This window comes from Streptococcus minor DSM 17118 (assembly GCF_000377005.1).
In the GTDB taxonomy this organism is placed as follows: Bacteria; Bacillota; Bacilli; order Lactobacillales; family Streptococcaceae; genus Streptococcus; species Streptococcus minor.
The window spans coordinates 508,995-525,498 of record NZ_AQYB01000033.1; the positions used below are offsets into that span (position 1 = coordinate 508,995).

General features: G+C 41.3%; 19 protein-coding genes. 8 read left to right on the plus strand and 11 right to left on the minus strand.

Going from position 1 to position 16,504, the window contains the following annotated elements; all coding sequences use genetic code 11:
- Positions 1 to 161: 161 nt before the first annotated feature.
- The 5 genes from F602_RS0108785 (at position 162) to F602_RS0108805 (ending at position 3,762) form a co-directional block, all read left to right on the plus strand.
- Complete coding sequence (locus F602_RS0108785) at positions 162 to 347, plus strand: hypothetical protein (protein ID WP_018167605.1); 186 nt, start codon at positions 162 to 164, stop codon at positions 345 to 347.
- 15 nt (positions 348 to 362) lie between these two features.
- Positions 363 to 1,259, plus strand: coding sequence for an ABC transporter ATP-binding protein (locus F602_RS0108790; protein ID WP_018167606.1), 897 nt, complete (start codon positions 363 to 365; stop codon positions 1,257 to 1,259).
- Between the two features lie 66 nt (positions 1,260 to 1,325).
- Positions 1,326 to 2,072: an ABC transporter permease gene (locus tag F602_RS0108795; protein WP_018167607.1), complete on the plus strand. Its 747-nt coding sequence runs from the start codon at positions 1,326 to 1,328 to the stop codon at positions 2,070 to 2,072.
- Positions 2,072 to 3,166: a sensor histidine kinase gene (locus tag F602_RS0108800; protein ID WP_018167608.1), complete on the plus strand. Its 1,095-nt coding sequence runs from the start codon at positions 2,072 to 2,074 to the stop codon at positions 3,164 to 3,166. Before F602_RS0108795 ends, F602_RS0108800 begins: the two co-directional genes overlap by 1 nt.
- Positions 3,163 to 3,762, plus strand: a complete 600-nt coding sequence (locus tag F602_RS0108805) for a response regulator transcription factor (RefSeq protein WP_018167609.1) — start codon at positions 3,163 to 3,165, stop codon at positions 3,760 to 3,762. Before F602_RS0108800 ends, F602_RS0108805 begins: the two co-directional genes overlap by 4 nt.
- A 38-nt stretch (positions 3,763 to 3,800) precedes the next feature.
- On the opposite strand, the gene F602_RS0108810 is transcribed toward F602_RS0108805, so the two are convergent.
- From F602_RS0108810 to F602_RS0108825, 4 genes are all read right to left on the minus strand, one after another.
- The gene (locus tag F602_RS0108810; protein ID WP_018167610.1) at positions 3,801 to 5,462 is read right to left on the minus strand and encodes a hypothetical protein; all 1,662 of its coding nucleotides are present in this window, start codon (positions 5,460 to 5,462) and stop codon (positions 3,801 to 3,803) included.
- A gap of 105 nt (positions 5,463 to 5,567) precedes the next feature.
- Positions 5,568 to 6,206 (minus strand): SdpI family protein, encoded by a 639-nt coding sequence (locus F602_RS0108815; protein WP_018167611.1) that lies wholly within the window; start codon positions 6,204 to 6,206, stop codon positions 5,568 to 5,570.
- The gene (locus F602_RS0108820; RefSeq protein ID WP_018167612.1) at positions 6,184 to 6,468 is read right to left on the minus strand and encodes an autorepressor SdpR family transcription factor; all 285 of its coding nucleotides are present in this window, start codon (positions 6,466 to 6,468) and stop codon (positions 6,184 to 6,186) included. The genes F602_RS0108815 and F602_RS0108820 overlap by 23 nt, the downstream gene beginning before the upstream one ends.
- The gene (locus F602_RS0108825) at positions 6,465 to 7,346 is read right to left on the minus strand and encodes a CPBP family intramembrane glutamic endopeptidase (RefSeq protein WP_018167613.1); all 882 of its coding nucleotides are present in this window, start codon (positions 7,344 to 7,346) and stop codon (positions 6,465 to 6,467) included. Before F602_RS0108825 ends, F602_RS0108820 begins: the two co-directional genes overlap by 4 nt.
- A gap of 179 nt (positions 7,347 to 7,525) precedes the next feature.
- Between F602_RS0108825 and F602_RS0108830 the strand changes: the two genes are divergently transcribed.
- Positions 7,526 to 8,356: an exodeoxyribonuclease III gene (locus F602_RS0108830; protein ID WP_018167614.1), complete on the plus strand. Its 831-nt coding sequence runs from the start codon at positions 7,526 to 7,528 to the stop codon at positions 8,354 to 8,356.
- 141 nt (positions 8,357 to 8,497) lie between these two features.
- Positions 8,498 to 9,400, plus strand: coding sequence for a cation transporter (locus tag F602_RS0108835; protein ID WP_018167615.1), 903 nt, complete (start codon positions 8,498 to 8,500; stop codon positions 9,398 to 9,400).
- A gap of 60 nt (positions 9,401 to 9,460) precedes the next feature.
- Here the strand turns inward: F602_RS0108835 and F602_RS0108840 are convergent, their stop codons facing one another.
- From F602_RS0108840 to F602_RS0108865, 6 genes are all read right to left on the minus strand, one after another.
- Positions 9,461 to 9,814 carry an arsenate reductase family protein gene (locus F602_RS0108840; RefSeq protein WP_018167616.1) on the minus strand — a complete coding sequence of 118 codons (354 nt, stop codon included), beginning with the start codon at positions 9,812 to 9,814 and terminating at the stop codon, positions 9,461 to 9,463.
- Positions 9,815 to 10,309: a methylated-DNA--[protein]-cysteine S-methyltransferase gene (locus F602_RS0108845; RefSeq protein ID WP_018167617.1), complete on the minus strand. Its 495-nt coding sequence runs from the start codon at positions 10,307 to 10,309 to the stop codon at positions 9,815 to 9,817.
- Between the two features lie 47 nt (positions 10,310 to 10,356).
- Positions 10,357 to 11,538 carry a 3-phosphoglycerate dehydrogenase family protein gene (locus F602_RS0108850; RefSeq protein ID WP_018167618.1) on the minus strand — a complete coding sequence of 394 codons (1,182 nt, stop codon included), beginning with the start codon at positions 11,536 to 11,538 and terminating at the stop codon, positions 10,357 to 10,359.
- A gap of 65 nt (positions 11,539 to 11,603) precedes the next feature.
- Positions 11,604 to 12,134, minus strand: coding sequence for a GNAT family N-acetyltransferase (locus tag F602_RS0108855; protein WP_018167619.1), 531 nt, complete (start codon positions 12,132 to 12,134; stop codon positions 11,604 to 11,606).
- A gap of 23 nt (positions 12,135 to 12,157) precedes the next feature.
- A complete protein-coding gene (gene serC / locus F602_RS0108860) occupies positions 12,158 to 13,255 on the minus strand; it encodes a 3-phosphoserine/phosphohydroxythreonine transaminase (RefSeq protein WP_018167620.1) in 1,098 nt (365 codons plus the stop codon).
- A gap of 208 nt (positions 13,256 to 13,463) precedes the next feature.
- The gene (locus F602_RS0108865; protein WP_018167621.1) at positions 13,464 to 14,795 is read right to left on the minus strand and encodes an MATE family efflux transporter; all 1,332 of its coding nucleotides are present in this window, start codon (positions 14,793 to 14,795) and stop codon (positions 13,464 to 13,466) included.
- A gap of 145 nt (positions 14,796 to 14,940) precedes the next feature.
- Here F602_RS0108865 and F602_RS0108870 point away from each other — a divergent pair, with 145 nt between their 5' ends.
- Positions 14,941 to 15,576, plus strand: a complete 636-nt coding sequence (locus F602_RS0108870; RefSeq protein WP_018167622.1) for a copper homeostasis protein CutC — start codon at positions 14,941 to 14,943, stop codon at positions 15,574 to 15,576.
- Positions 15,577 to 15,636: 60 nt separating this feature from the next.
- On the opposite strand, the gene rsmI is transcribed toward F602_RS0108870, so the two are convergent.
- Complete coding sequence (gene rsmI, locus F602_RS0108875) at positions 15,637 to 16,503, minus strand: 16S rRNA (cytidine(1402)-2'-O)-methyltransferase (protein WP_018167623.1); 867 nt, start codon at positions 16,501 to 16,503, stop codon at positions 15,637 to 15,639.
- Position 16,504 lies beyond the last annotated feature (1 nt).

Below are 16,504 nucleotides of genomic sequence, written 5' to 3' on the forward strand. Positions count from 1 at the left end.
TATCTTCTCAACTGCCACCTCATTGCCTGTACGGACTACCCTAATTTATACAACATACATACAAAATGACAAATGTCACGCTATGTCATGACATTCTGGGCTAATGCTTTTTGAGCGCTTTCTGTATAATGAATGCAGAAATAAAGAAATGGAGAAACTGTATGAAAAAAGCACTCACATCTGGAATCATGAGCTTCGTCTTCATCTACGCTACTTGTATCCTCTTTGGTCCTGCCAGTCAGAATCTAGCAACTACAAGCTTCCAATACCTCTCTTGGTCATTGCCAGCCAGTGTCATCATTGGTATCTTGACCTATAGGGAGATTTGCAAAGATACCACTCGTTAAGAAAGGAGTCACACCATGACCAAAGTGATTGAAGTTAAGAACCTCAGTAAGCATTTCAAGGATAAAAAAGCCTTGTCTGGCATATCCTTTGAGGTCTATCAGGGAGACTGTCTGGCCTTGATTGGACCAAATGGTTCGGGAAAAACAACCCTCTTTAACTGCCTGTTGGGTGACTACCATCCCAGTACTGGGGATATTGCCCTACTAGGTATGGAGGCACGCTCGGCAGAACTCAAGAAAAAGGTAGGCATACTCTTTCAGGAAAATGTGACCGAGCAAAAAATGAAGGTCAAGGAACTCTTGGATTTTCAGAAGGCCATCTATCCCAACCCCTTGACTGACCAGCAAATTGATAATCTCCTGCAATTTAGTGACCAGCAGAAAAACCAATTTGCAGAAAAATTGTCAGGTGGCCAACGCCGTCTCTTGGCCTTTGTGCAAGTCTTGATTGGGCAACCAGATATTATTTTCCTTGATGAGCCGACTGCTGGAATGGACACATCCACTCGGATTCGTTTCTGGGAAATTGTCGGGGATTTAAAAAAGGCTGGTAAAACTATTATCTACTCTAGCCACTATATCGAGGAAGTCGAGCATACAGCTGATCGGATTTTAGTCCTCCACCAAGGACAGCTTTTGCGGGACACTACTCCTTACCTTATGCGATCCGAGGAAAAGGTTAAGGTCTTTACCTTGCCAGTGGATTACTTGCCTTTCTTTGAAGACCTAGAAATCGAAAATTTGCAAAGCAAGGCAGATACAGTTTCCTTTAGCAGCAAAAAACCACAGATGATTTGGGACTTGTTAGTAGAAGCCCATTGTCCGATCGAAGATATTGAGATGACCAATCGGACGCTCTTGGATACTATTTTTGAAAATGAAAAAGAGATGGAAAACAGTAATGCTACTTGAAAAAATAAAGCAACCTAGTTGCTTCATTCCTTTTCCACATTCACTTCATCATAAAGGAGACCTATCATGAAAACATTTCAAGCGATTTTGAAACAAGAGTACTTAATCAACAAGCGGTCAATTTCCAATTTACTGATGGCCATCGGTATGCCTGTTGCTTTTTTCTTACTCTTCACTACTATCTGGGCCAGTGATGAAACCATGCCTGCCGAAGTGGCCAAAATCTGGATTCGTCAGTATATGATGCAGATGACAGCCTTTTCTAGTCTCAGTTTTGCTTTCTTCTCTCTACCATTTGCCTTTCAAGAAGACAGGAATGGCAATCGCCTGCGGACCATTCAACACAGTCCCATCCCTATCTGGCAGTACTATGTCAGCAAAATTCTCGGCATTTTGGTCCACTTTCTTCTGGCCATCTTAGTTGTTTTTGCTGTTGGGTATTTCCTAAAAGGAGTGGAAATGCCTGCTGCTGACTGGTTGATAAGTGGATTCATCTTATTTGCTGGTGCTATCTGCTTCATGCCTTTTGGCGCCCTCTTTGCCCATATTAAATCAAGTCAGACCCTTTCCGTTATTGCCAATATTTTTTATATGGGAATGGCTGTGTTAGGTGGGCTTTGGATGCCAGTTCAAACCTTTCCTGATATCATGCAAAAAATAGCCAAGCTAACTCCAACTTATCATTTCAACAACCTTTTAATTTCTTATTTTGAAAAGGATTTTTCCAGCCAATCCCTGCTAATTCTTCTCGGATATGCTATCATAGTTTTAGTAATAGCTCTAGCAATCGGAAAAAAACTTGAGGTAAACTAATGTTTCGTGCTTTTCAAAAAACGGATCCTCTTTATTATGTTGGTCTCGTCTTTATGGTGTTTCCTCTAGGTGGCGTGGCCTGGTTTGGCTATCCAACTTATAGCCTTCTACCTTCCTTTCTATTTGTCATAGCCTATATCGCTATCATTCACCTCAAGGAGAATTACCGTAAAACCATCGCTCTACTTTGGTTTTATCTGCTTTTTTACATCATCTGGATATCGACAACCATAGAAGGAAGTATGATGTGGTTCTTCTTTTATTTGGGAAATCTCGTGACCTACCGATTTGAAGATTCTAACAGAAGCTACCGCTTTATTTCTTTTCTAATCGGCTTATTTGGAACGGCTTCATTTGGCATTTTCTTTGTAGATATTCTGACAGTCAAGCTAATGAGTATTGTTATTTGCTTGTTTATCCTTGCTATGGTTTATTTCCAGCGCAAATCCTTGATGGAGGACCGGATACAGCAGAAACTCTACCAACAAAATAAAACAATCAACCTGCTGGCTGCGGAAAATGAGCGCAATCGGATTGGACGTGATTTGCATGATACGCTAGGACACACTTTTGCCATGATAACCCTAAAGACGGAATTGGCCCTCAAACAGTTGGACAAAGAAAATCTAACAGCCGTCCGAAAGGAACTGAACGAGCTCAATCAAATCAGTCAAAAATCCATGAAGGATGTTCGTCAACTAGTCAACAACCTCAAGTATCGAACGGTTACAGAAGAATTGGAAAATATCCGTGATATGTTTGCGTTATCCGATATTTTGTTAGAAATTGAAAACACCGTCAATACCGACCAACTATCTCCCGTCATCCAGTCCAGTATAACCATGATTCTACGAGAATTAACTACCAACATCATCAAGCATGCCAAGGCCAACTATTGCAAGATTAGCTTAAAACAGAATAACAAGATTACCATCCTAGTCAGTGATAATGGCCAAGGATTTCCACCATTGACAGGTCAAGAACTACATTCCATCAAGGAACGGTTGCAGTTGGTGAAAGGCGAAGTGGACATCCTATCCCCAGCAAATCCGACAACCATTCGTGTTGTACTAAAAGAAGGAGAAATGCCATGAAATTATTAGTTGCTGAAGACCAATCCATGCTACGTGATGCCATGTGTCAACTCCTTCTCATGGAAGAGGACGTTGAGGAGATTTACCAGGCCAACAATGGGCAGGAAGCCATTGACCTCTTACAAGAAAAGGAGATTGACGTGGCCATCCTAGATATCGAAATGCCTCAAAAAACTGGTCTAGATGTCCTAGAATGGGTACGCGCCCACCATCTAACAGTCAAGATTGTCATCGTGACCACCTTTAAGAGACTTGGTTACTTCCAGCGAGCTGTCAAGTCTGGCGTAGATGCCTATGTCCTCAAAGATCGCTCCATCTCCGATCTCATGAGCACCATTCATATAGTCCTTTCTGGTGGCAAGGAGTATTCGCCTGAGCTCATGGAAACAATCCTCGCTCACGAAAATCCTCTCAGCCCTCAGGAACAAAAAGTATTAGAATTGATTGCACTTGGAAAAACCAGTAAGGAAATCGCTCAGCAGCTCTTCTTGTCCGATGGTACTGTGCGCAACTATACAACTTCCATCTTCAACAAGATCAACGCCAACAACCGTGTCGAAGCCATTAACATTGCCCAAGAAAATGGATGGATTTAAAAACAAACTGGATTACTTAACACCCAGTTTGTTTTTCTTTATTCCGATTTTTCTACTTCAATCTTAAAATTTTTGAGGTAGTTGTTCTTATTCAATTCACCAGAGAATCGATCTCCTACTTTTAGGAACGGTAGCTGATCTGTGGAATCTTCTGTCGCCTTGACCTTGTAAATCTTTCCTGAGGAAGAAATATAGTACACTGTAGACCCTGAAATCATCTGGCTACCCAGTTGTTCCACGACACCTTTGATGATCTCTATATCTTGGTCTGTCTGAGGTGATCCAGAGCCAGAACCAGATAGGACAGAGGTATCCAAGTCTGTAAACTGCGAAATCAGAGTTTCGATGTCATTATTGACGGTTACCTGCTGGTAGTCTTCCGCATCCACGGCTGCATAGGATTTGACCAGACCAGCGTCATCCTTGAGAGAAACGATATAATAAGCTTTGTCATTGAGTTTTGCTAGAGTTGGGGCAGTAGCTCGGTATTTCTTCTCTTGGACCTCTCCTTCTGCGGAGGCCATAGCAGCTGATTCGGTAGCAGAAGCTAGCTTATAGTTAGTCACTTCACGCGTTCGCATATTGACCAAGATAAAGCCAAGATTGGAAGAATCAGCAGTCGCCGATGTAATCCCCGTATAAAGGTAGATATCTGAACCGATGGAAATATAATTATAGCTGTCAGTTGTTTTCTTAACACCTGTCTGGCTAAAAACTGTATTCCAGAAACCATCTTGATAGGTATAATAATCGTCAACACGAGTGATGACATTGTTGGCAGAAAAGACACGGTCTACCCATTCAGGAATATCATCTAAAGCATATTCCTTGGTCTCGCCAGTAGCGGCATTGAGCAAGATAACACCGACAGGATCCTTGGATGCCAGCATGAATTTTGGCTGATAAATGGTCGCTACATAATAAGGATTGCCTTCGTCATCAACTTCAAAAGAAGGATCGCCAAAAATAGTAAAAGGATACTGAAAGCGCAAGTATCGAAGAGTATCACGGAATAAAAACTCTGAATCAGAATACTTCATCGGCTCAGATAGACGGACCAATTCAGCCTTGCCCGTAGTTTGGTTGACCTTAACATAATAGCTAATCCCATCTTTCCGATTCGACAACCATTTCCAGAAGTTTTTGTACTCAAGTGGAGAAACTCGATACGGTTGCTGGCCAATGGTAATCTGGCGGTAATCATTAGAAATCCCAAATTGAGAAACCTTATCAATCGTACCCAAATAGGTATCACCGATTTTTTCTGCTGAAGCCCGGTCCAAAAGAGCTAGAGTGGAAATATTTGTCTCTGGGAAATCCTTGTTAAAATCTGCTTCTTTGACCGAGATAACATTCGCGTAGCTCTTAGCACGAAAGATACGCGAATTAAGCAGGTTCAATCCAAATAATAAGACAAGAATCAACAAGATTCCTCCACCCAAACGTCTGATGTTCTGTGCATCAACCACTTTCAAGGGCGTAACTTCTTTACGACCACGAAATGTGCTACCAGTTTGGCCCTCCACCGAGTCTGCCATAGCAAGGATGAAAACAGCAAAGAAAACGAGAATCAACCCCTCTAAGACAAACATCCAAAAGCCTACATCCAACGGATTGAGAGGCGGTAAAAATACCCAGTAGCTACTGACCATTGCCACAAACCATAATAGCACCAAAAATCGCCTAATCATCTTTTTCATGAAAAACCTCCTTCTAATCCATCACTATATGAACTATATCCTATTATATCATAGAACTGCTTCTTCCAATAAAAAAAGCGAGAACTTTATCTTCTCGCTACATCTTTATTCCAAACGGCTAATCCAGTATGAATAAACGACTGGTGCCAAAGTCATGATGAATAAGACTCCAAGAGATATATAGACGATAGGACCAGCAAAAAAGCTATTAAAAATAATCACAATACCCCCTATAACCCAGAGTTTCCCCGCCAGACGATGGGTTTTATTCCAATTTTCTTCATTGTCCAAAGTCCAAGGTAGACGAAGACCGATGGTATAGTTTTGCTTGGTCTTAGGTAGGTAATTGCCTACAATGAGAAAAACACTTCCCATTATCCCCAGTCCGATACGAGTGGTGTTACTGATAAATCCAAAAGCCACCCCATAGATAGATAGTTGGACAAGACCGTTGATAATCGGAATAATCCAATATACCAACTGCTTCATCTTGGTGTGTACATTGCGAGCTTTCGGATCCAAAGTGGTGACAACAATCGTAAAGATATGAATCAGCAACATCAGTAGTGGAAACAGAAAGACCACTTCCCCCTTGTTAGAAAAACCATCAGCCTGACCATCTAGACCAAAATGACTAGGTAAGGTTGCTGGTAATTCCTTAAAGAGAATAGCTCCTATTAGCATGGGTACAAGCGTCAACACAGATGTGAAGACCAGTAATTTAACATTTATTTTTTTCATCATTGCTACCTCGTAGATCTGCAAACCAGACCATTATCTCCTCTAAAACTGAGGCGTTTAAATCATAATAGATATAATTTTTTTCCCTTGTTTCCATAATCAACTCAGCCTTCTTTAAAATACTAAGATGATGAGAAATGGTGGCGGCTGTCATCTCAAACTGACCAGCAATCTCACCCGCTGACATTCGACTATTTTTAAGCAAATTCAGTATCTCTCGTCGTACAGGATGCGACAAGGCCTTGAAGGTATCAGCAAAAGTCATCGTTGACTGTCCTTTCTTTTAAAGAGAATGAGAAATGCCACCATCAAGATAGGCAATCCCGCCAATAGTCCGACTGGAGAAGGGCCAAGAAACCTCATTGCTAGTGCTTGGTCAGATGGTACTTGAAATAAAATCCCAATACCTGCACTAGCATTAACAGCACCATGCAGGAGAGCAGGCGCCCAAAGGGAGCCCGTCTTTTCCATTACAAAACTTAGAAACACTCCAATGCTGAAACAAAAAACAAACATAGCTACAAGTCCAAGCCAAGGTGCTCCCCAATAAGCCAAACCAAAATTGTAGCCCTGAAGGTTGAGCGGAAAGTGCCAAAAACTCCAGATGATACCTGTGAGGAGATGACTCTGCAAAGTAGGAAACTTTGTTCTCAGCGCTGGATACAAATAGCCTCGCCAGCCGATTTCTTCACCCAAAGCAAAGAAGGTGTTTAATAAGGGGGCGAACGTCATAGATGAAATGATTTGTACCATAGCTACTACTTTTAAAGGGACAGCAATAAGTTTTTGTCCAGTATTCGGCAACATTTGTTCTAAACCTTTAAAATGAAGGCTGAACTGGTTTTTAAAAATCAAAAAATAAAGACTCGCACCGAAACATGTTAGGATAGTTGGTCCCCACATGGCTAGGAGGTAATATTTCCAATTTTTCTTAAAATGTAGTCTGAAATCTGCCCTCAATTGATATTGCTCAGGTTGCCATTTTTTTACAATAAAGTAAGATAGGGCAGGTATCCACATAGCCACAACCGTACCGATTTGACTGATTGGCTCGCCCAACTGAATACCAAACAACCAGATGACCAGCCAGATCCACCAAGTCAAACCATAACTAAGAAGGATATAGTTTCTTATTGTACTCATTGCTCTCACCTGTTTCTATTTAGATAACTTTCTAAATAGATTCTACCATTTCTTGACATATCTTTCAAGAGCTATTTAGATTTTTTTCTAAATAGATTTAAAACCCCAAAGTCGCGAAGGGACTATATTTTTGATAAAATAGAGTTATAAGAACGAATAGGAAAGGTTACTACTACTACATGAAACTCATTTCTTGGAACATTGATTCTCTCAACGCTGCCTTAACCAGCGAATCTCCACGTGCCCTTTTATCCCGTGCAGTGATTGATACCTTGGTTGCTGAAGATGCAGATATTATTGCCATTCAAGAGACCAAGTTATCTGCTACTGGTCCGACCAAAAAACATCTGGAAGTTCTTCATAGCTACTTCCCTGATTACCTCACAACTTGGCGCTCATCTGTCGAACCAGCTCGTAAGGGCTATGCTGGAACCATGTTTCTCTATAAGAAGACCTTACCAGAACCACAGATTACCTATCCAGAGATTGGTGCACCATCTACTATGGATAGCGAAGGCCGTATCATCACCTTAGAATTTGAACATTTTTTTGTCACCCAAGTTTACACCCCAAATGCTGGCGATGGGCTCAAACGCCTCGCCGAACGCCAAGGCTGGGATGAAAAATATGCCCTCTACTTGGCTCAGTTGGACAGTCAAAAACCAGTTCTTGCCACAGGTGATTACAATGTTGCCCACAAGGAAATCGACTTGGCCAACCCAGCTAGCAACCGCCAGTCACCAGGCTTCACAGATGAGGAACGCCAAGGATTCACCAATCTCTTAGCAAAAGGCTTCACAGATACCTTCCGCCACCTGCACGGAGATGTTCCACATGCTTATACTTGGTGGGCACAACGGAGCAAAACGAGTAAAATCAACAATACAGGCTGGAGAATTGACTACTGGCTCACTTCTGAACGCTTGGCTGACAAGGTCAGCAAGTCAGACATGATCGATTCTGGCAGTCGCCAAGACCATACTCCTATTGTCTTAGAAATCAATCTATAATCCTATTCATCATCTCAATAGCTAGTACGCTATTGAGATGTTTTTGATCCAGTCTCTTACATACTATGGCCATGGATGGGCAATTTGAAAACGATGTCATTTTCTGGTATAATATAAATATAAATTGTTTCAGGAGGAAAGATGAATAGAAAAATTATCGAACGTCAGTCGCTCATTGTATCTGTTGCTGTGAATTTCATCATTGGTATATCTGGGCTACTAATCTACATCGTCACCAACCTAAACGCCCTCCTACTGGATGGTGTTTTTTCCCTCATTGCTTTTGTTTCTTCATTAGCTGCTCTCTTTATTTCTAGAAATAGTCATCGGACAACAGAGAGTTTCCCAAATGGCATGTACTTTTTAGAGCCCCTCTATGGTATTCTAAAATCAATTGCAACCCTACTACTTTTAATTATTACCTTGTTGGAAACAAGTGCTTCAGCTTATGCCTACTTTATTCACAATGAGGGACAAGCCATGGTTACAGGACCTGTCCTCCCCTATACTATTGCTATGGTTATCCTCTGTTTTGGACTCGGCACCTATAACAGTGCTCAAAATAAAAAAATCAATAATATGAGCACTATGTTAGCAGCAGAAAGTCGCGGAAATTATATCGATGGTCTTATTTCTGCTGGTGTTGGGGTCGCTATTATTGCCCTATCATTAGTCGATATCAACGGTCCACTAGGATTTCTCCATTACACAGGAGACTTCTTTATCACCCTAGTTTTAGTTGCTATTTCTCTAAAAGATCCCCTCACAGTTCTTTCTTATTCCTTTAAAGAATTTGCTCGCTCAACTGTTCAAAGCGACGATATCTATGATACCGTTTTAGAGATTTTCCATCAGGTCCTCAATTCCCAAGCAGACAAGTTGGATATCCTCATTTTCAAACAAGGTATGTATATCAAAGTTAAAATCCACATACTAACACCAGAAGATTTGCAGCTAGTTGATACTCTAGCCTCCAAGAAAAGTGAATTTGCCGACCTTCTGGCTCAAGAGTTTGACCACTGTAGTCTTGAGTTTTCATTTTAAATAAAAAATTAAAAATACAGGTCTGAATCATCAGCCTGTATTTTACTTTTGAGTAAAAGACTATAACTTTAAATCTTTATAAGCTGTGCGGTAACCAATTTGTAAGATTTTGCCATCCTTGATTAGGATAGGACGTTTGATCAACATGCCATCCGCTGATAAAAGTGCCAAAGCCTCGTCAACCGTCAACTGATCAAACTTATCTTTCAATCCTAGAGCTCGGTAGGAATTCCCCGAGGTGTTAAAAAACTTTTTCAAATCCAGATTCGATTTTTCCATCAAGTCACGCAGTATTTCAACTTGAGGGGGATTGGTCTTGATATCAATAGCCTCAAAGTCCAGACCCAAGTCTTTCAACTCTGCCTTGGCTTGTTTACAGGTGCTACACTTTGGATATTCATAGAAAGTATACATTTATTTTCTCCTTTTTCTTTCATGATCTAACAACCAACTTTTTCGCTCCAGTCCTCCGGCATAGCCTGTCAGACTACCATCTACTCCTAGGATACGATGACAGGGGATAAAGATAGATAGGGGATTTTTTCCAACAGCTCCACCCACCGCCTGTGCCGATAGACAGCGCAAATCCTTAGCCAGCTGGCCATAGGTGCTAGTTTGACCAAACGGAATTTTTAACAGTTCTTGCCAGACCCGCTTTTGAAAAGTCGTTCCCCTCGGAGCTAGTGGCGGAATTATCAGTAATTTCTGGCCTGAAAAATAAGCATCCAGCCAACGGAACGCTTCCTCTAAAACTGGCTGATGTTCAGTTAGAAAAGTAGCTTTTTCAAAGCCTCTTTTTTCATATTTTTGTCCTTCAAACCAAGCACCCAGAAGGGAATCTTGATCTGTAACGAGATGTATCGTACCTAGCGGACTAACATACTGCTGACAATATAAAACTTCTCCCATGCCTTCCTCCATGAAAAAGGTCAATCTACTCGACCGACCTATCTTTCTTATTGTTTACCAGTAATGAGACGAACCTTGACAATCTGATCGCTACTGTCAAATAGCCGAACAAGCTGATCAATTTTTGTTCGGTCCGTTTCATCTAAATCAAGAAGGGTATAAGCATAGTCCCCTTTAGAACGGTTCAAGATATTAGCGATATTGATATCCAAATCGGAGACAGCCGTGGAAATAGCCGCCACGATATTGGGTACATTCTTATTGATGAGAGTAATGCGGTAAGGTGCATCTAAGACCTGATGCATGTTGGGAAAATTGACGGAGTTGGTAATTTCCCCTGTCTTTAAAAAACGACGAATCGTTTGACTGGCCATAATAGCACAATTCAACTCTGCTTCCTCTGTTGAACCACCTACGTGTGGGAAGACTGTAATACCTTTCTTATTGAGCAATTCCTCTGTACCAAAATCTGTCACATAGCGCTTAATCACTCCTGCTTCAATGGCGTCAAAGAGAGCTTCATTGTCTACCAGCTCTGCTCGAGCAAAGTTAATCAAGGTTGTTCCCTTTGGCATGAGTGCAAATGCTTCCGCATTAAAGGTCTCTTTTGTATCTGGTGTCAGAGGTACATGTACAGTAATGTAATCACAAGTGGCAAAGATTTCTTTCAAATCATTGACCCGCTTGACATGGCTTGAAATACTCCACGCTGCCTCAATAGAAACATAAGGGTCATAACCCAGTACATGCATACCCAAACGACGAGCATCATTTGCAATTCGAGCACCAATAGCACCTAGACCAATCACACCGAGGGTCTTGCCAGAAATCTCTGTCCCTGCAAATTGTGATTTTCCTGCCTCAATCTGCTTGGGAACATCCTCGCCCGAAAGGGTACTAGCCCAGTTAGCTGCTGCAAAATAATCACGCGCTGACAACAAGATAGAGGTAATCACAGCTTCTTTTACGGCATTAGCATTAGCACCTGGAGTATTGAAAACAACAACTCCAGCAGCAGATGCAGCATCAATTGGAATATTATTGGTTCCTGCACCGGCACGCGCAATGGCTTTCAAGTTTGCAGGAAAATCTACTCCATGCAAATTTTGGCTCCGGATAATGTAGGCATCTGGATTGTCTGCCTTATCCCCATCTATTTGAAACTGATTGCCCAGCTCCTTCAAGCCGATCTGGTTAATATTATTAAAGGTTTTTACACTATATACCATATTGTACACAAAGGCAGCCCTGCCGCCCCTTTCTATATCTTTTGAAAAAATAATGCTAAAATCTACTAAATTTCTTGATAGAGACTGGTTTCAGACTGATGCTTGATTTTCTGATAAGCTAGACGTTCTCCATCAATCGGAACCTTGCCACAATACACAAAGCCCAACTTTTCCAAAATATGTTGCATGACTTGATTTTTCTCATGTGTATCACAGCGAAAATCTGGTCCCTTGTGACCCTCAATCAATCCTTGGAGAAAGGTCTGAATCAACTTCTGACCACGAAACTCCGCTGCTATAGCAATCCGATGGAAAGTCACATAGAGGTAATTGTCATGTTTCCACTTGCCATCATAAATTGCACTGTACTCGGGTTGATTCCCTAGATAGACAGCTGTATAAGCGACAATTTTCCCATCCACTAGACCAACATAAGCCCGATTTTCTAGAATGTCGTCAATGACATCATCCTGATTAGGATAACCATTTTCTCCCTGCCACTGATTAGAACCAGAATCTGCTAAGAATGCCTTAGCTTCCTCCAAGATACATGTGATTTGTCCCACTTCATTGGGATGTGCGAGACGAATTTCCATTGCATACCTTTCTAATCAAGATGTTATGATTTATTTTCTGCTTCAAACTTCTTCATGAAGTCAATGAGATCTAGGACTCCCTGAATCGGGAAGGCATTGTAGAGACTAGCCCGCATGCCACCTACTGAGCGGTGACCTTTGATATTTTTAAAACCAATCTCATCTGCTTCTTTAACAAACTTAGCATCCAAATCCTTACTTGGTGTAACAAAGGGAATGTTGCAAACAGAGCGATCTTTAGCAAATTTTACAGGACTAGTATAAAAATTAGATTGTTCAATAAAATCATAGAGCAGACCTGATTTTTCACGTTCCATTGCTGCCATCTTGTCTACACCACCAATATCATTTTTAACCCAGTCAAAGACAAGTTTTGAAATATAAATATTGTATGCTGGAGGAGTATTGTAGAGGGAATCATTATCAGCATGGATACGGTAATCCAACATAGCAGATAATTGAGGCTGATCATTGAGAAAGTCCTCACGGATAATCACAACAGTCACACCCGCTGGTCCGATATTTTTCTGCGCACCAGCATAGATAAGAGCAAAATCTTCTACATTATAACGAGCTGCCAAGATATTTGAAGACATATCTGCTACGATTGGCACGCCATTAGTATCTGGCAAATCATAGATGGCTGTTCCTTCAATGGTATTATTTGTCGTCAGATGAACATAGGCCGCTTCTGGGTCAATGGTAGACGGGTCAAAGGAAGGAATATGGTCGTAAACTGTTTCTTCTGAAGAAGCTAGAAGAATCGGTTCAAAAGGAACCGTCTCGGACAACTTAACTGCTTCTGTATAAGCTTTTTTACCCCAGGAGCCAGCCACCAAATAATAGGCTTTTTTCCCTTGTGCCAGATTCAGTGGCACCATGGTAAATTGCAAGGAAGCTCCGCCTTGCAAAAAGAGAACCTTGTAATTCTCTGGAATGGCCATCAATTCACGTAACGTTTTTTCTGCATCCTTGATGATCTTGTCAAATTCTGGAGAGCGATGGGACATTTCCAGCACGGACATGCCAGAACCTTGGTAATCCAGCATTTCATCACGAGCTGTTTCTAGCACAGCTTTAGGCAAGGTAGCAGGACCTGCTGAAAAATTATAAATTGTCATCAGTGACACCTCCAAAATAGTTTAAGTGAATTATAGCATAATTTTCTGAATTTTGTAAAGATTGAGTGTCATTAGCCGACTTATCTAGATTAAAAAACGAACGTTGACCTAATTTAAAAATTATTTACATGTTTATAGCGAACATTTCACCAAAAGAAAGACGGGATAAAGTCTATCACCGTCATTTTTAGCATGTATAAATAGTTTATTACCCATCTTTTTTCATCGAGCGGATAAAAATCAACAAACTAGGTATCAAAATAGCAACACTCCCAATCCAAGCTGCTGGATTAGCTGCTGCGACACCTGCATAACCATACAAGTGAGCACCTACGATGGCTACAAAAGCCCGCATGATCAACTCTGCAAAACCAGCCAAGGTCGGTATAAAGCCATTTCCCAGTCCTTGGATAAAGGACCTCGTCACAAAGAGAATAGATAAGATCCAATAACAAAGACCGTTGATGATATAGTAAACAAGCGCTAAATCAAGCACCTGCTGAGAGGGCTTCATCAAAAAGAGGGTTGAAAATTGAGTATGGAAGACAATCAAAATCCCTGCAAAGAAAAGAGCCCATACAACTGTCAATACCAAGGTCTGCTTTAATCCCTCTAATAAACGACGAACTTTCCTTGCTCCATAATTCTGAGCAGTAAAAGTAGAAATAGCAAGCCCAAGATTAACCATTGGTAGCATAGCTAACTGGTCTGTTTTACTAGCGATAGACTGAGCTGCGATTGCATCTGTTCCGAGCTGGTTGAGAACAACCTGTAAAGTGATAGCTCCAATAGCAATGATACTGGCCTGAAATCCCATGGGAAAAGCAAGTTTGGCATGGACCCATAGTTCTTTTTTATCCAGATGAAGACGACTCTTGTAGAGTTTGAAATAAGGGATTTTCTGCTGACTATACAGCCCCAAATAAAGGACAGAAAAAGCCTGAGCAATGATGGTTGCAAGCCCAGCTCCGAATACCCCCATTTTTAGATTTAAAATAAAGAAAAAATCCAGCAGAACATTGATGATACTAGCTACAATCAACGCATAAAGGGGAGTCTTGGAATCTCCTAAAGCCCTAATGGCACTGGAAAAATAATTATAAAGAACCGTAAACACCATTCCCCCAAAAATAGCAGTCAGAAACCGTTGAGAACTATCAATTAGCTCTGATGGCATCTGCATGACTTCAAGTAAGGTCCGCAAGAAAAGTAGGGAGGAGACACTCAAGACCAGACTTATCAAAAGAGAGTAAAAAAGACCATGGATAAAACTCCGCCCTATCCCTTCTGCGTCATCTGCCCCAAAACGCTGAGAAATAATGATAGAAAGCCCAGTTGTCATCCCTTGGGCAAAGCCTAGAATTAAAAAGATAATGCTCCCTGTTGCTCCAACGCTGGCAAATGCTGACTGTCCTAGAGTTTGTCCTACAATCATGGCATCTGCAAAATTATAGGCCAGCTGAAAAAAACTTCCAATCACCAATGGAAGTGTAAACTGCAATATGACCTTAAGTGGTTTACCTTGTGTTAAATCCTGCATATTTTCTGCTCTCCATTCATTCCCTGTTTATTGTATCTGTTTACAAAAACTTTCGCAACTATTTACCATAGATTAGGACATAGTTTTGACAGATTTTGCAAGTAAGATTTTCCATGATATAATAAAAGAAAAAAAGGGGTACATCATGTTAATCAAAGAATTTTGTGCTGAAAATCTAACCGATCTAGCCAGTCTTACTGCTCCAGAAATTAGCCGCGTAGAACTGTGCGATAACTTAGCGGCTGGTGGCACTACGCCATCCTATGGAGTTCTCAAAGAAGCAGCCAGCTATCTACATGATAAAGGGATTAGTCTAGCTACTATGATTCGCCCACGAGGGGGCAACTTTGTGTACAACGATATTGAACTACGTGCCATGGAAGAAGATATTTTAAGGGCTGTAGAATTAGAATCGGATAGCTTGGTTTTGGGACTTCTGACTCCAGATAACCAACTAGATACAGAAGCTATCGAACAGCTTCTACCTGCCACTCAGGGCCTCCCGCTAGTCTTTCACATGGCTTTTGACTTGATTCCAGCAGACCAACAAAAGGCAGCCATGGACCAGTTGATTGACTATGGTTTTGTTCGCATTCTCCTGCATGGATCAGCTGAGCGGCACGATATCTTTGATAATGTCAATCATATCAAAGACTTAATTGATTATGCCGCAGGTCGCATCGAAATCATGATTGGCGGTGGTGTCACGGCTGATAACTGTCAAAAACTCGCTAGTCTAACAGGTACCAATATTGTGCATGGAACGAAGATTATGAGATAAAAATGATGCCCGAATAGAGCATCATTTTTATGATATACTGTCACTTAACCAACTGGTTTCTCATCCCAGTCCGTGATAAGCATTATATAATTCTTGACGATTGAGACCGCTCTCCTTGGCTACTTTTTTGATAGCCTGATTGGGCTTATAGCCTGCATCAAGAAGTTCTTGTACTCGATCCAACGGATTCTGATTTACATGCTCTTCAATGGAAGACTGCCCATCAAAACCGGATACAATAATGAGGCATTCTCCCTTGAGTGGGTGGTCAGCGATATAGGCCAAAATTTCTGAAATTAGACCTCGTTGGTATTCCTCATAAAGCTTGGTCAACTCCCTCACCACTACTACCTGACGATCTCCATAAACAGGTAACATATTCTTCAGCGTATCTGCTACCCGATAAGGGGATTCATAAAAAATTTGCGTTTCTGGATAACTTTTCTTACTCTCAAAAAACTCTCTTTGCTGACCTGCCTTTCGAGGGAGAAAACCATAGAAAACATGAGGCTGAGCCGCTAACCCTGATGCAATCAAAGCTGTAATACCAGCCGAAGCTCCAGGTGTTGATACTACAGGGATACCTGACGCAATAGCAGCCTTGACCAAATCATGGCCGGGGTCAGAAATAGATGGCAAACCTGCATCCGATACCTGAGCTAAGGACTGTCCTGAGAGTAAGAGGTCAATCAAACCAGGAATTTTTTCAAAAGCATTGTGCTCATGGAAGGAAATCTGCTTCGTATCAATGTTAAAGTGCTTCAACAACAAACCTGTATTGCGCGTATCTTCCGCACAGATAGCATCTACTGACTTCAGAATATCTATCGCGCGAAAAGTCATATCTTGTAAATTGCCTATGGGAGTTGCAACTAAGTAAAGGGTACCTGTCTTTATCTCTCCCTTAAATGATTTTTGTACGTGCATT